General features: G+C 37.3%; 10 protein-coding genes. 1 reads left to right on the plus strand and 9 read right to left on the minus strand.

What is annotated here, in order from left to right; genetic code table 11:
- Positions 1–12: 12 nt before the first annotated feature.
- From VLZ86_RS13595 to VLZ86_RS13635, 9 genes are all read right to left on the minus strand, one after another.
- Positions 13–6,741, minus strand: a complete 6,729-nt coding sequence (locus VLZ86_RS13595) for a polyketide synthase (RefSeq protein ID WP_325452248.1) — start codon at positions 6,739–6,741, stop codon at positions 13–15.
- Between the two features lie 454 nt (positions 6,742–7,195).
- A complete protein-coding gene (locus tag VLZ86_RS13600) occupies positions 7,196–7,792 on the minus strand; it encodes a hypothetical protein (protein WP_325452250.1) in 597 nt (198 codons plus the stop codon).
- Positions 7,793–8,101: 309 nt separating this feature from the next.
- Positions 8,102–8,962 carry a class I SAM-dependent methyltransferase gene (locus tag VLZ86_RS13605; protein ID WP_325452252.1) on the minus strand — a complete coding sequence of 287 codons (861 nt, stop codon included), beginning with the start codon at positions 8,960–8,962 and terminating at the stop codon, positions 8,102–8,104.
- A gap of 188 nt (positions 8,963–9,150) precedes the next feature.
- Positions 9,151–9,735, minus strand: a complete 585-nt coding sequence (locus VLZ86_RS13610) for a methyltransferase domain-containing protein (protein WP_325452254.1) — start codon at positions 9,733–9,735, stop codon at positions 9,151–9,153.
- Complete coding sequence (gene trxA, locus VLZ86_RS13615) at positions 9,732–10,031, minus strand: thioredoxin (RefSeq protein WP_325452256.1); 300 nt, start codon at positions 10,029–10,031, stop codon at positions 9,732–9,734. The genes VLZ86_RS13610 and trxA overlap by 4 nt, the downstream gene beginning before the upstream one ends.
- Positions 10,032–10,231: 200 nt before the next feature.
- Positions 10,232–11,641 (minus strand): MBL fold metallo-hydrolase, encoded by a 1,410-nt coding sequence (locus tag VLZ86_RS13620; protein WP_325452258.1) that lies wholly within the window; start codon positions 11,639–11,641, stop codon positions 10,232–10,234.
- A gap of 144 nt (positions 11,642–11,785) precedes the next feature.
- On the minus strand, positions 11,786–12,598 hold the full coding sequence (locus tag VLZ86_RS13625; protein ID WP_325452260.1) for a sulfite exporter TauE/SafE family protein: 813 nt from the start codon (positions 12,596–12,598) through the stop codon (positions 11,786–11,788).
- A 69-nt stretch (positions 12,599–12,667) separates the two neighbouring features.
- Positions 12,668–13,300, minus strand: coding sequence for a Crp/Fnr family transcriptional regulator (locus tag VLZ86_RS13630; RefSeq protein WP_325452262.1), 633 nt, complete (start codon positions 13,298–13,300; stop codon positions 12,668–12,670).
- Between the two features lie 531 nt (positions 13,301–13,831).
- On the minus strand, positions 13,832–14,881 hold the full coding sequence (locus tag VLZ86_RS13635; protein WP_325452264.1) for a GNAT family N-acetyltransferase: 1,050 nt from the start codon (positions 14,879–14,881) through the stop codon (positions 13,832–13,834).
- A gap of 622 nt (positions 14,882–15,503) precedes the next feature.
- On the opposite strand from VLZ86_RS13635, the gene VLZ86_RS13640 reads away from it, so the two are divergent.
- Positions 15,504–17,177, plus strand: a complete 1,674-nt coding sequence (locus VLZ86_RS13640) for a BCCT family transporter (protein ID WP_325452266.1) — start codon at positions 15,504–15,506, stop codon at positions 17,175–17,177.
- The last annotated feature ends 36 nt before the right edge of the window (positions 17,178–17,213 follow it).

A 17,213-nucleotide genomic window follows, 5' to 3' on the forward strand; every position in this document is an offset into this window, starting at 1 on the left:
TATTTACGACCACTATAATTCAATTTTCTTATAATTTCCTTTATTGTTTTCGTCATTAATGTACCAAGCGGGATTTCCTAATTCGTCCAATCCTAATTTTGCGCCAGGCTGTGGAGGTTGATTCAATTTTGTCGAATTTTTTATGTTCACAGGTCCTTCGTCTTTTTTGTTGGAGTGAAAAATATCAACTTGCTGAAGTTCTTTAATACTTTCTATAAAAGAAGTAATCAGGTAAGATACATCTTCCTCGGTGTAGGCAGTGGTCAAGAAACAAGGAAATCCATCCCAAATATGTATTCCTTTCAATCTCATCAACACAAATACCAATTCGCCATAAGGAACTTCCTCTTTAAATGATAAACGCCATAAAGATTTGAAATTATTGATCTCAAGAGGCAGATTTTCAGTTTTGAAAAATGAATTTAGTTCTGAGGCCAACCTATTGGTCATGGCGGACAGATCATCCTGAAGTTTGGGCCCATTTTCCTTTAAATGGATCAAAGAGGCTTTTGCAGAAGCCAATGCTAACGGATGGCGCACAAAGGTTCCAGCGAAATAGGTAACACCCACTTCTGGGTAGGAGTCATCACCAAATTGCCAATGTCCACCATCAAGGGCATCCATATATTTTGTACTGCCCGCTATGGCTCCAATGGATAATCCTCCTCCGATAACCTTACCATAAGTTGTAATATCAGCCTTGATATTGTACAAACCTTGGATTCCTTGAGGGTGCATGCGGAAACCAGTAATGACTTCATCAAAAATAAAGGCTGTATTGGAATCTTTTGTTATTTTTCGAACTTCCCTCAAGAATTCGACAGGTTGAAATTCTGGTCTTCTACTCTGAACCGGCTCAACAAGAACAGCTGCCAATTCATGAGCTCTATCACGAATAATTTGTAAACTTTCTTCGGTTCCATAATCCAAAATCAGCATGTTCTGCACCGCTTCTGGCATGATCCCGGGAGCTGCAGGGAAGGATTTTTTAATGCGTGACCCTCGGACCAATACCTCATCTGTAATGCCGTGATAGGATCTTGAGAAGGCCACTATCAATGACCTTCCAGTAACGGTTCTTGCAATTCGCATGGCACCCAACACCGCTTCTGAACCTGTGTTACAAAGAGCGGCACGATCATGTTCTGTCAGTTCGCAAATCAATTCGCAAACTTCACCAGCTAAAGGATGTTGTGGTCCTACTTCATACCCAAGTTCTATTTGATTGTGAAGGGCTTCTTTAATAAAATCAGGTTGATGGCCAAATAAGCACGAGCCAAAGCCATTTAAGGCATCAATATATTCGTTGCCGTCTAAATCCCAAAGTTTATTTCCAGAGGATTTTCCTACTACAATTGGATAGACCAATTCCTTGGTTAACGGCTTAAATCCGGAAACGACTCTCGGATCTGCCATGTGCGGGCGATGCTTTTGGGCATAGGCTTTACTACTTGACGTTTTCTTATTGTATTTTGCAATTAAGTTATCTAAGAAAGTTTTTTGGGCAGGATCAATATCCGTTGACTTCTTTTCTATTTTTGGTGACGCACCAAAAGGTTTTTGATGCTCCTTTTTTTCATCTTCAGATAATACTTCGGTTGACCCATTTGTAGGAGCAGGAGTGGATGTTTTTCTATCTTGTTGTACACTAGGCTTTTCTTCCTGTTGTACCGATGGAACTGCGTACGTGCCATTTCCTTGAAGTAGTTCTATTTGTTTGCCCAATAATTGTAATTGTTGTGCTATTAGGTTTAAGGCAGGATTACTATTCGCATTCGTATAATTATTGCTATAATTTTGTGGCTGATGATACTCTTGGTGTTGCGTTGGCACTTGTTGCTGAGGTTGAGTTTGTTGCTGTTGCTGAAACTGTGTTTGTGGAGCTGCCATCGGCTGATGGTTATAAGTTTGCGTATCCACTACATGATTGATTGTAGGGGCGGGTGCATAAACATCTTTTGGTAAAACTTTGTCAAGGTGTTCCGCCAATAAATTAGGTGTACTCAATTCTTCGTTCAATTCACGGAAAGTTATTGGTGTCTCAAAATCATTTCTAAACGTGATGGCCATTTGTGTTAGAACGAGCGAATCAAGACCAAGTTCAAGAAAATTATGATCATGTTCTGAAGCTTCCAATTCTATTCCTGAGGTATTCAAAATGATTTCTGAAATTTTTTCCAGAATCGCGGTTTTTCTTTGAGGTTGTGCAACGGTATCCATTTGATAATGTGCTTGTATGGGTTGATGATTAATTATGTCTAAGTGTTGATATTCATTCGTTTGACCATTTGTTGGACTTGGTGGATCCACCCAGCACCATTTACGATCAAAACTATAGGCAGGCAATCCAACTTTTTTACGGTTTTGCCCTTGATAAAATGCCTGCCAATCAGGCTCAATACCTGTTGACCAAAGTTGGCCTAATGCCGAGAGCACCGTATGATAAGAATTTTCATTTTCACTAGGTGCAACCAAACTGGCAATTGAGGTGGCCGCCTTAGCCTTCTTTTTTTGTTGGGATAAAGTGGTCAAGGCTCGACCCGGACCTACTTCCAAAAACGCAATATTTTCAAGATCGAGCGCAGTTTCCATGGCCTCCGAAAATCGGACGGTAGCCCGTAAATGGTAAGTCCAATATTTTGGGTCAGTGGCTTCAGAATCGCTCAACCAAGTACCAGTAACAGTAGAAACAACAGGTAGGCGGGGGATGCTCAGGTTTACTTTCCTGACTTCTGCTTCAAATTCTTCCAGAACAGGATCCATCATATTAGAATGGAAGGCATGACTAGTCAAGAGTAATCTGTTAGGAATTTTCTTTTCATCCAAACGTTCTGCGAAAGCAATAATCGCGGAGTTTTCACCAGAAACCACACATAATTGATCAGAATTAACTGCAGCAACCGAGACATTATCGGGAAGTATTTGAGACAGATTTTCAAAAGGTGTTCTGACCGATAGCATACTTCCAGATGGAAGTTTACTGACCAACCTGCCGCGAATGGCCACCAATAATAAAGCATCCTTTAAACTGAATACGCCCGCCAAATGAGCAGCAACGAATTCGCCAATGCTATGGCCGCAAAGTAACGATGGTTTAATGCCCCAACTTATCCAAAGTTGGGACAAAGCATATTCTATTACAAATAATGCAGGCTGGGTAAATTGGGTATCCTTTAGAATATTTTCTGCGTCAGCTGAAGATTCTTCAGGGTAGATGATCTCTCGAATGTCGTATTGAAAAGCTTCTTCCAGCAGGACAGCACATTCATCTACTGCGTTACGAAAAATCTGTTCATGATCGTAGAGCGCTTTTCCCATTTGTAAATATTGCGCCCCTTGACCAGGAAAAAGAAATGCCAAATGGTGCGGAATGGTTTTTAATTCTGATGATTTAACCGCGCTTGTATCTTCGGATAAGAGTTGTTTAATCGCATTTTCAGAATCAGATGCCAGAATAAAACGGCGTTTATTAAATGAGTCCCGCGTAGCGTTAAGTGAGTAGGCGACATCCGCCAGCTTAACGCCGTTCGATGATTTTATAAAATTTCCAAGTGCCGTTTGGTAGCCGTCAAGACTGTTTTTGGTTTTAGCCGACCAATTTAAAATTTGCAATGGCCTGCTCTCTCCTGAAGGCTTTTGTTCGGTCTTAAATTCTTCAACAACAATATGCACATTGGTGCCACCAACGCCAAAAGAACTTATCCCAGCACGACGAATTTTATCGGATTCCCAGTCGCGCAATACATTATTGACGTAGAATGGACTGTTTTCAAAATCGATGACTGGGTTTGGGCTTGTAAATCCTAATGAAGGTGGTATTTGTTGGTGATTCAATGCCAGAATCGTCTTAATGAAACCAGCAACCCCAGCCGCTGCAGTGAGATGGCCCATATTACTTTTAATGGAGCCAATGGCACAATAGCTTTTTTTGGATTGCTCACCAAAGGCATCATGAAGCCCTTCCATCTCAATAGGGTCACCAATTGGCGTTGCTGTGCCATGGGTTTCCACATAACTAATATCTGATGGCGCTACATTTCCATCATTTAGGGCTCTATAAATGGCTTCAGATTGTCCTTCAACACTAGGGGCGGTAAAACTACCTTTTCCACCACCATCATTACTAATCCCAATACCTTTAATAATTCCATAAATATGATCGCCATCTTCTTTGGCGGCCTCCAAGCTTTTTAAGAGCACGGCACCACAGCCATCACTAAAAACTGTCCCTTTTCCTTCTATGTCAAAAGAGCGGCAATGGCCATCAGGACTGAGCATGGATCCCTCTTGATAAAGGTGTCCGCTAAATATAGGTGCAGTAACGCTGGAGCCTCCGGCAATAGCCACATCACATTGACCATTTCTTAGCGCCTCCACCGCTTGGGCAATGGCTAGAAGCGAAGTGGAACAAGCAGAATGCACACTCACTGCCGGACCTTTTAAATCCAAATGATATGCAGTTCTGGTAGCGATATAATCTTTTTCGTTGAGCGTACTGGCTTGGAAATCGCCAACCTGGTTTAATAATTCAGGATTGGGCAAAATGTTGTTTTTGTAATAAGTATTCATACCGCTACCCGCATACACGCCAATACTTCCGTCATAATGTTTTGGAAGATGTCCTGATTGCTCAAGGACTTCCCAAGCTACTTCTAAAAATAGCCGCTGTTGTGGATCCATTACAGAAGCTACTTTCGGATTCAATCCAAAGAAAACTGGATCAAATTCTTGAGCAGACGGGATAATCCCCCGTGCCCTAACGTATAACGGGTCATTTCTTAACGCTTCGGGGATGGTGCGATCTAACTCTTCCAAAGAGAAAAATGAGATCGTTTCTTTACCGTTTTTCAGTACGTCCCATAATTCCTGAATGGTATTTGCGCCTGGAAATCTTCCCGCCATACCTATAACGGCAACGTCTCTAGAAATGCCTGCATTAGAACGGGCATTAAAAACTCTTTTCGTCTTCGTCTTTTTATTGGGTTCCAAGTAATTCGAAATTTCAGAAATTCTCGGAAATTGATAGAGTTTGGTTACGGGTAATGTATAATTATAATCTTTCAATAATACGGCAACTAATTTTTGTGCCAATAATGAAGTGCCACCCAATTCAAAAAAATTGTCGTCAATTCCAATTTCTGGTATGTGCAATAGGGCCGTCCACACTTTAGCTAAATTCTTCTGAATTTGCGTTGTTGCCGCTTTGTATGGTGGGGCAGAGCTTGGTCGACTATATTCAGGTGCAGGTAAACTTCTCTTGTCAATTTTACCACTAGACGTTCTTGGAAATTGATCGACTAATACAAAATAAGAGGGAATCATGTAATCAGGCAAAATCTCAGAAACTTTCTGACGAATTTCCGCTACATCCATTTGGTCATGATTGGGTTGCATATAGGCCACCAATTGCGCTTGACTTCCCAAATGGTTAGAGGCAATTACAACGGTCTGATGAATGCCTGATAGAGAATTAATCGCCAATTCTATTTCTGCCAACTCTATTCTATGGCCACTTATTTTTACCTGATCGTCTTTACGCCCTAGGAATTCTATGTTTCCATCTGGCAGATATTTTGCAATATCCCCAGTGCGATACATTCTATTAAATTTACCATCAGGTGAATTCCAATTGACAAACTTTTCTACAGTAAGCTCTTTTTTGTTCATGTAGCCCTCCGCCAAACATGCTCCGGCGATGCACAGTTCGCCAATTGTTCCATCGGGTACTACTTGTAGTTCTGAATCAAGGATGTATAACCCTGTATTGCTAATAGCTTTCCCAATGGATGGTAAGGTCGGCCATTCGGCAGGATTTCCTTCCAATTTCAATTCGGAAACCACATGACATTCGGTTGGTCCGTATTGGTTATAGAGGACACAGTCATTCAAATTGGTAAACAAATTAATGATCTGTGGCGTAATTTTGAGTTGTTCACCTGCCGTCATCACTTCTTTAAGCGAGGTAGGGTAGAGCGCTGTACTTAAGGCTACTTCGGCCAAGGCTTGTAAAGCTACAAATGGTAAAAAAAGTCGGTTGACCTGTTGTTTGTTGATATAATTTAAAAGCGCAACCATGTCCAGTCTTAACATATCATTTATCAATACCAAAGTACCGCCAGTACTTAAGGTGGTCATGATTTCTTGAAAAGAGACGTCAAAACTTATTGGAGCAAATTGTAAGGTGCGACTGCCATGCTTTGATATTGAATTTTCGTTTTGCCACTGAATCAGATTCACCATTGCATTTTCACCCATACACACCCCTTTTGGTTCTCCCGTAGATCCTGACGTATATAAGATGTAGGTGATGGGGTTTTGAACCTTTGTACCTGAGGCTGGCTGCTCTATATTATTTATAGAATTACCATTTGGAATGGGTATGAGACCCAGCGCCATGGCATTATTTTGATCTTCTTTAGTGGTGAGACAGTAGGTTAGATTGGAATTGCTTATGATGCTTTCCAATCTTTTTTTTGGGTAAGAAAAATCAATCGGTAGATACGCTTTTCCTGCTTTTAAAATGGCCAGTATGAAAACAATCTGTTTTATCCCACGTGTTGTTGGCACGCCAATAATTTCTTCATCCTTGGCATGGACCATAATTTCAGTATGAATTTTAGAAATTTCGTCTTCGATTTCCCGATAGGTCAATCTTTCTGTTTCAGCTAATAAACAAAGCGTGTCAGGATATAATCTTGATGCTTTCTCAAATAGGTTATAAACACTGGTAGGGCTATGCATGTTGTTTCAAATTTATTAATGAGGCGTTGACCGTCCAACTTCCGATAAATTGTCATCTCTTTAATTCGTACTAGAAAACTTCGTACTAATTTCATTCTATAGTCTAAGCCAACTGATGACTTAGCTTAATTAGCTATAATAAATTTTGAAGGGGAATAGGTATTAAATTTAATGATTATGTTAGTAATACCTAAGAAAAATCAGATAAATTGTTTCTTTTTTCGTTCAAACCGGATAAGATTCATTTTAATATTTTAATCCGACGAAAATTAGAATGTTTTTCTTCCTTATTTTAGTAATAATAGGTTGGAGTAGGTTTTCATTCCTTAATTTTTCAGAAACCTTAAGATTTTACAATGCTGACCTTAAGTTATATTAATACCTTAAAAAACATTTCTATATTAAAAGTTCAAGATAAATATTTAAATAGAAAGTTGCATAAATTCGAAGAAAATCAACTACTTCTTAAAATTCGATATAGTTTAAATTCTTTTGCTGGATTGGTGAAATACATAAAGCCAAGCATCGTTAAAAAATAGACGATAGAAAAGGCTGTAAATGTAGCTATACCTCCTGTGCTTGGCGAGATGGATAAAGCATTGAGACTAATGTTCAAACCAAATTGTAATAATAAAACACAAATACCACTTTTTGAATATCCGTAAACAATCGTACACATGCCTGCAATGCCCAACATGAATATTCCCAAAGACACTATTGGAATCCCCGGCAGCACTCCTTCGCCATGGATCACAACTGGAATCCACCATAACGTCCAAACAAAACCAACAATTTGACTTGCATAAAATGGTTTTACTATTTTTGACAATTCACGAATGCAATAACTTACCCATACAACTTCACCAAGGAAGGCCCAAACAAATAGAGCAACAATCCCCCTAAAGGTTAAAACTCCGAAGTTGATTTTTAAATAGGATGTGAAGTCTCCCTCAATGTAAAAACTTTTTAAAATTAAAGTAATCCCGCCTACCACAAAAGCAAATAAAATACTGAATAGATACCATTTTGGATGAACTTTCCAATTGGTCATGGGTTTAAAAATATCCTTTACCCCCTGAATGCCCCTGGTGTATTTTACTAAAAGAATTAGTACTAATAAAAGTACGCAAAAACGGCCATTGGTATAAACGAACCTCGGAAAAAGACCCTGAATCCTAGCGTAAACAAAAATGGCACTAACTATTGGACCAAGAACTAAAAATATCCAAATTTCATTTTTTTTAATAAACTCACGCATAGTTTTTGATTTAGAAACAGCAGTACCCATGATAAATATGTGTGTTTTTTTAATTGGTTGAAGTCTAACTTTAAGTTTTTATATAATTAAAAACATTGTTCTTCAATTTTTAGCTCCAACAAATGTTTGCATATCCTTAGCCTTATAACAAACTTTTTGAGAAAAATGCCACAACACAAAGCCTGCATTCTTGAAAAGTCTAGGATAATTATGTGAAAACGAGGGCTCGTGTCCATAAAGCTGCGAACTAGGATTGGTGTCAAAATTATGGTCGGCTCCATTAGGCTCAATGGCTATAAAGATGGTCTTGCCCAAGGAATTGATTTCATAGAATAATTCCTGTAAGCGGGATTCTATAAAATACTCTAAAACCCCTCTAGATGTGACGAAAACAGTGTTGCCTTGACCATATTCTTTAACCCAGTCCAGGGCATCTGAGTCTATAAATTCAAGCTTTTTGTTATCACTAAATCTGTCTTTATTTATTTCAATTTGATCCATGCTGAGGTCAATGCCAATAAAACTCTTGATTTCAGGAAACTCTGTACTTAAATAGTTTAGAACATCTCCATTTCCTGTCCCGATCTCTACTATTGTGTGGAACTCCTCCGGATGATTGGATAATTCTTTTTTCAGCAATTCAAATATGAAGGTGCAATGAGGTAGGAAATCTGTGTTAAAGGTATCTTCCAACTCCGAAAATAATACTGTGGCAGAATTATTTATCCAAAAATTTCGATTTTGCTCAGCTATAGTATCGTAATCTTGTGTTTTATCAAGTTTTTTGAGAAGTGCAGCACGCATTAACCTTTCAGAGATGGTCAGGTTTTTTTTATTTCTATGGACTAGTGCAATTCTATTTTCTCCCAACTCGTACGCTTTTTTAGGTCGAAAAAATACGAGTGCATTTCCTAAGGTGCCTGAAATAATTTGATAAAAAATGGCTTTTAATTTATTAATCATAAAGCATTAGGCACTAGTTGTTTGTAGTCAGTTCTTAACGAGGGTTAATTTTATAAAGATAAACTAATTGTTTAAAAAATATTTTTTATTCCTATTTTTTTATAGATAATTTGCCAAGGATACTTACAAAAGAGCACGTTTATGGATAATAACAAGATCAATCAATAAGGTTGAAAAATTATTGAGAATTAATTTTTCTTTTTAGCTATTATAAATAATTCCCTTCCAAGTCTTTTGGAATGTGAATTATAAGCAGGTTCCATCGATAGAATCTCGAAATGAGGTTCGAAATGATCTAGATATTCTTTTTTGTTTCCCCCAAATGGTGGTTTATCGGTGTTGAGAGGAACATTGAAAAGTAAGCCAACAATTTTTCCGCGTTTGTAGAGTAACTCAGCAGCTTTTTCAGTATAAGAAGGCCTCAGTTTTGGGTCCAAGGCGCAAAAGAAGGTTTGTTCGATTATAAGGTCAAAATTCATTTCTAAGTCGAAAAAATTCTGGTGAAGGAGATTTGAAGACGGGAATGATGGCACCCGTCGTTTAATATTATTTAAGGCAGTTTTGGAGAGATCTACAACATAAACGTGTTGGAATCCTTGTTGATTTAGGTATTCGGCCTCATAAGAATTACCACCTCCAGGAATTAAAATTTTTAAATTCCGATTGGTCAACTGGTCAAAATAGGATTTAAGAGGCGGGGAGATTTCGCCCAAATCCCACCCTGTATCTTTATTGATATAGCGACTGTCCCAAAATTCTTCCGATAAATTCATTGGTTTGAGGTCTGGATGATATTTATGATTTCATCTTTTTGAAGTACTCCAGATTGTCTCCAAACTTGTTTTCCATTTTTAAATAGTAACATGGTGGGAACGCCTCTAACTTGATATTTGGCAGCTAAGGACTGATTTTTATCAACATCTATTTTTATAATCGAAACACCATCGCCCAAGCTTTCCTTTACTTGTTTTAAAATTGGCGCTAACATTTTACAGGGACCACACCATTCTGCGAAAAAATCGACTAAAACTGGTTTGTCCTGAGTTATTAATTCTGAAAATTTGCTCATAATTAAAAGATTTATTTATTAAAAGTGACCCTTTAAATGCCTTAAACTTCACTAACAGTAGATGTTGGCCATCATTTTGATCTAATTGTAAATTGCTTAGTTCCGATTGTTAATAGTTTGGTAGTAACGGTTTTTCACACAGCTGCGTTCATTTAGGTTTTGATTTCCTAAATTAAAATATTTTTAGTTCTTGTGCTATTTTACAATGTTGAAGGGCATACGAATTTTGATACTGGAATACCTGCTTCCTTTATGGACTTAAATCCACCTGCCACATCAATTAGATTATGGATGCCTCTACTTTTTAGAATAGATGCAGCAATCATGCTCCTGTAACCACCCGCACAATGCAAATAAAATGTTTGGTTGCATTGAAATGTTTCCAAATGATCATTCAGGTAATCTAAAGGTGTATTATTAGCATTCACTACATGTCCTGATAAATACTCTCCTTCTTTTCTGACATCAAAAATGGGCACATGGTCTGATGAAATAATTTCTTTAAATGTTGTGGCTTGGATTGAGGTCACGGTATCATATTCAAAAGCTGCTTTTTTCCAGGTATCAAAACCACCTTTGAGATAGCCAAAGGTATTATCAAATCCCACGCGCGATAACCGGGTCACGGTTTCTTCTTCTTTTCCTTCTGGGGCTACCAAAAGAATTGGCTGCTTAACATCTGCAATAAGTGACCCTACCCAAGGAGCAAAACCACCGTTCAGGCCGATAAAAATGGATCTTGGAATATGGCCCTTGGCAAACTCTTCCTGGGTTCTGACATCTAATACCAGGGCGTCAGTTTCATTGGCGGCGGCTTCAAAAGCGTCTGCAGACAAAGCTTGGGTGCCTCTTTTTAATATATCATATATATCTTCATAGCCTTCTTTGTTCATTTTGACATTGAGTGGGAAATAGGAGGGCGGCGGCAACAAACCATCGATAACTTCATCAATAAACTCTTCTTTGGTCATATCGGCTCTCAAAGCGTAATTCATCTTTTTTTGATTGCCCAAAGTGTCTACTGTTTCTTTCATCATGTTTTTTCCACACGCCGAACCTGCGCCATGTGCTGGATAAACGATAACATCATCGGCTAACGGCATAATCTTCGTACGAAGGCTTTCATATAGAAAACCAGCTAAATCCCTTTCTGTTAAAACACCCATTTTTTGGGCTAAATCAGGTCGGCCCACATCGCCTAAAAACAAGGTGTCTCCACTGAAAATTGCGTGATCCTTTCCGTTTTTATCCCTTAAGAGAAACGTAGTGCTTTCCATCGTGTGCCCAGGGGTATGTAATGCAATTATGGTAATGTTTCCAAGCTTAAACTCCTGACCATCTTTAGCAATAATCGCATCAAAAGAAGGATTGGCATGTGGTCCATAAATAATTGCAGCTCCAGTTTCTTTTGCAAGTGTCACATGTCCACTAACAAAATCGGCGTGAAAATGCGTCTCAAAAATGTATTTAATGCTAGCATTATCCTTTGTTGCTCTATCAAGGTATGGTTTTACTTCTCTTAAAGGATCTATCACTGCCACTTCTCCATTGCTTTCAATATAATAGGCGCCTTGTGATAGACAACCTGTATAAATTTGCTCTATTTTCATTGTTTTAAATATTTACTTCTTCGATGTCTGTCGCAGAAATATGGATGATTATTGTGAATATTTCCTCTATGAAATCGTTTTGAGAGGAGAATATTGTTCAAATGTAAAAACTCTTATCAATCTTTGTAGTAACCAAAGTTACTATTATTGTTTTACTATAAATTCCATGTAGAAAATAAAAAATGCCATGACAAAAATAAAATATCCAAAAGCTTTCTTTAACTTTTTGCCATTTATGAAATTACTTAAATAGCTGCCAATAAAAATCCCTACAAAAGACAAACCAGTGAAAAGCGCCAAAAACGCCCAATCTATGGTCATGGTTAAAGCATCACCTAGGAAGAAACCTAATAGTGATTTAAATGCGATAATCATCAAGGAAGTACCTACCGCAACTTTCATTTCCACTTTTGCCAAGATGACAAGTGCCGGAATAATTAAAAATCCGCCACCAGCACCAATCAAGCCAGTAACTCCACCCACGATAAGACCTTCGAGGACGATTAAAGGATAGTTGTATTTGATTTTTTGGTTTTTATTTAGAACGGTTTTCTTGTTTCCTTTAAGCATTGAGAGTGCGGCTGGAATCATCAATAACGCGAAAAACCCGAACATTCCCATGCGTCTGGTAAATTCAAAATCACCTATTGTAAAAAACAATTCAGGTAATGCAGGAATCACAAAATATCTTACTAGGGATACTCCAATAATTGACGGAACTCCAAAAACGATTGCAGTTCTCCAATCTACATAACCTTTACGGTGTTGTTGAATTCCGCCTACTAATGCACTAGCGCCCACAATAAATAAGGAATAGGCAGTTGCGGCCTTCTCGTCAATAGAAAATAGATATGCTAAAACCGGTACCGCCAAAATTGACCCACCACCGCCAATAATGCCCAATGAAATACCAATTGCCAGTGCGCTTATATATCCAAAAATCTCAATTAATTCCATAAATTATAACTTATATGTCAAAAATACCACGTTTACGGGATAAATGCGGTAACATTGGTTACATAGTCTTTATAGTTTTATTATTTTTAAATAGTTTCTGCCGAGCTCTATCTTTCCGAGCTGTTCCATTTTTTTTAAAAGCCTTGAGATCACTACTCGAGACGTATAAAGATCGTAGGCAATTTCCTGATGCGTGCTATTAATAATATTACTCTCATTGACCCGCACTTTTTCAATCAAATAGTGTGTCAACCTTTCGTCCATTTGATAGAACGCAATACTGTCTAAGGTCATCAGCAATTCGTTGATGCGATTATGGTAACTTTCAAATACAAAATTTCGCCAAGATTTATAGTTTGCCGTCCATTCTTCCATTTTGGCAACGGGCACCATGATTAATTTGGTATCTGTTTCTGCAATGGCCCTGATTTCACTTTGTTTTTGACCTAGGCAACAGGTCATGGTCATGGAGCAAGTTTCGCCCTTCTCCAAATAATATAGTAAAAGCTCATCGCCCTCATTATCTTCTCGTAATACTTTGACAACTCCAGAAATAAGTAATGGCATGGATTTTACATATTCTCCAATTTCCATCATCATAAAACCTTCAGGAATTTCTTTGAAAGTTCCTACTTGGACTATTTCATCGAGCAAGGCGTCTTCAAACAGGTGCCCATAACTTTGTTTCAATTCATTGTTCATTTTTTATTTGCGTTAAGTGGTTTAAAAATTACTTTATTGAAAACAGATATGATCCATTCATGGTTTAAGTTAAGTTCAATGAACTCTTCTGATTGGGATGGATTAGTGTTTTTAGATTCTTAATATTCTGAATTGTGTATAATACAACAACTATTAAAAGTGTTGCAAATTTCAGAACTACCGGTTCAAGATAAGAAAGTATGTGATTATGTTAGAAAGAGATTAGGTTTTAATTTAATAAAAATTTCAGTGGGAGTGTTTCACAATGCATTTTGGTAATATGGATTTTTATCAATAAAAATTTTTAAATACCTGATCTCAAAAGTGATGGGGTGCGGTCTCATGGAATGCCATCGCTAACATTAGAAGTTATTTCGTTCAATGACCATAAATACACCCACACTTCACCTCAGGATGGTCTCTAATATATGCCGTTGTTGCAACTAATTTATTTCTTTGGAAAATTCAGATAGAACACTTTCACAAGTAGAAAAAATTACGTTACAATAGTATTCAGAAGAAGGTAATCTCTTACAAATCGATATTGATAGAGGACCGGTACGCTGGGAAAAATTCAGGATCTATGAGGTCATTTTCAGATGAATCCCTTAAGTGATTTTGTACTAATATATCATACATATTTTCATCGACGACATACTTCCAAATTTTAAAATCTTTAAATTTTTTAGAAAAATTACTTTTAAAAGCGAATAGAGAATCTTCATTACTTCCTCTGCCACCACCAAGGTTTAAGTATTGAAATCCAGCCTTGGTGGATTTGATACGCATCTCATCAATAATGAGTTTTATGCAACTGGGCTCTTGGCAGTCCTCACGAAGGGCAGATAAGTGATATTGTACAAAGGGGCCTTTTTCTATAAATAAGGCTCCTCCTTGTATAGACCCTGATTCTTTATGGATGCTCAAAAGTAATTTTGCGGTAAAATCCTCACTTGATATAAGTTGTTTAAAATACTTATCATTAAAGTAGTATTTTTCTTGGGCATTTACTCGTCTCATGGTTTCTTCATATAGATCCATAAAAGAATTAAGATGATCTTCACAATTACTTTCTATTACTGTACAAGTTTTACGAGAGGTGTTTATATAGGTTTTCATTCGCCTATTATACATCTTCTTTTGATTTTCTACGGTTTCTTTCAAATCAACATATACTACCTTACCCAATGTTTTAATTGTGCCGAGCCCCTCAAGAAGCGATTCCTGGTAATCTAAATACGGATGAAGTCTTGAAAAAACTGATACAATGTTTTGCTCATTGAAAAACGCATTGAGTTCTCTGTGAAATTTTTCTTTACTGAAACCTGCATTTGTTTCCAAGGCCAATAAACCAACATAGCCATATACTGATATGGCATCTTTATAATTGGTATTTTCAATAGGTCTTAAAAGTAATGGCAAACCGATTGTGGTAGATTCATCGGTATATTTTATAAGTAATGGTACTTCCCCATCATTTTTAGAAAGTTGATGATAGTCATAAGTGTGATAGAAATCTATATGCCCAATATTTGCTAAGAACTCATTCCAATGTTTTTTATCCTTTATAACTTCAATCATGGATCTATTTTAATAACTAGTTCTGTGAGAAATATGTCTATAAATCATTTTTCTGTGTTTGACCAATTGTTTATTATTGTTGACAAGATTAATTTTTTTAAGACTTCCTTTTGCTATTGAATAATGGGAGAATATATGTGCCTATCGATAATTCTTAAATATTAAAAATAATAATACTAATTCACTTTTTCAGGTTTACCTTAACACTAGGTCTACAAAAACTCACTTAAAACTTGGTGTTAGAATGGGTTAATCCAAAAATACACATTTAACTTGAAAATTTCATGTTTTTTTGTTCATCTACTAATAATTTCTACAATAGAAAATCAATTACAAAAAAGTTTGTATAACACATTATATTATGCTATAATAAGCATCGCTATTTTATTATAATATTACTTATGAGAAGTACTCAGCTTTCTTTAAATGTAACCAAAAATATTAACAAGATTGTTCAAATCCTTCAGAAACATAGATCTTTTATTACCCGAGATAAATACTACTGATTCTTGCATTCTTGTTTAAAGATGTGCTGCTACGATATCTCTACAATAATAATTTCTATTCTTTTCCTGAAGGAAATGTATAAAAATTCATTTTTGAATTAAACCATTTATTATATATGTCAATTAAAATTACTAGAAAAGAAAGTGCCTCAAGATTTTTAGGTCTTGTTGTAAATAAAACTGTATTTATAAGCGCAATCGCCGTCATCATTTTTACCGTTGGATTTACGCTGATCTTTGAGAAAGAAGCCGATTACTATTTTGGAATGGCCCAGACCTTTGTATCTGCGCATGGTGGATGGATTTACACCTTATCAGTAAATTTATTTATTGTTTTCTGTTTATATATGGCCTTCAGTAAATTTGGTGCGATACGCATTGGAGGTGAAAAGTCAAAACCTGAGTTTAGCCTATGGGCATGGTTTGCGATGCTCTTTAGCGCGGGCATTGGAAATGGATTAGTGCTTTTTAGTATTGCAGATCCTGTTAGGGATTTTTTAAATCCGCCCCGATTGGCAGGACATGAACCAGCCCTCATTGCCCAAGAGGCAATTAATTTCTCCTTTCTCCACCATGGTATTCATGGATGGGCCATCTATTCGGTTGTCGGGCTCTCTTTAGCTTATTTTACATTCAATAGAAAAATGCCGCTTACGTTGCGCTCCGTTTTCTATCCAATTTTAGGGAACAGGATCCACGGATGGATGGGGGACATGATCGATATTATGGCGGTCATTACAACGCTCTTCGGATTAGCAACAACCATCGGGTTTGGCGTAGGGCAGATTAACGCTGGGCTTACCCATGTATTTGGCGTCCCCAATTCGTTGTTTTATCAAGTGATTATTATTGTAGGCGTCACATTAGCAGCTACCATTTCAGCTTTTAGTGGGGTCAATAAAGGCGTCCAAATGCTAAGTAAACTTAACGTTAGAGTGGCATCTGCTATCTTTTTACTGATTTTGATATTGGGTCCCACTACGTTTATTTTTAAATCCTACATCCAAAATATAGGAAGTTATTTGGTACACTTTGTAGACATGTCTACTTGGACCGAATCTTTGCAAGGTACAGACTGGCAAAAAACACGGACTATTATGTACTGGGGATGGTGGATTTCTTGGTCGCCATTCGTAGGCACTTTTATTGCCAGAATTTCTAGGGGCCGTACCATTAAAGAGTTTGTTCTTTGTGTTTTAATTTTACCGGCATTGGTGACGTTCCTATGGTTTAGTGCCTTTGGTGGGACCACCATGCGCGATATTCTTCTTGGTGATACCGCCATGATTGCAGCAGTTAATGATAATATTTCTACGGCACTTTACGTGTTTTTCGATAAATTTCCATTGGCGATGTTGCTGAAAGTCTTAGGCGTGGTTCTGATTTGTAGTTTTATTATTACCTCCGCCGATTCAGGAGCTTTGGTTGTAGATAGTATTACCTCTGGAGGAAAATTAAAGACCCCAAAATACCAAAGAGTGATATGGGCAGTAGCCACAGGTTTGATTGCCGCGGTGTTAATGTACGGAGGGGGCTTGAACGCACTACAAACCGTGGTAACTATTTCTGGCTTGCCCTTTGCCATTCTCTTGGTGATGATGTGTTTTTCACTCTATCGGGGGATTAATGAAGATTATGATAAGGCAGAACGTCAGGAAAAACTCCTCGAAAGGGAATCGTATAGAAAAAATATTCTTGATTTGGTGAACAAAGAGCGGGCAGAGAAAAACTTGAAAAAGATTGATCCTGAAATCCAACCTAAAAAGAAACCAAATATAACTGACCTCTAAGTAATATGGATACTATTAAAAATTCTTAAAGTAAAC

This window comes from Gelidibacter sp., assembly GCF_035515035.1.
GTDB lineage: Bacteria > Bacteroidota > Bacteroidia > Flavobacteriales > Flavobacteriaceae > Gelidibacter.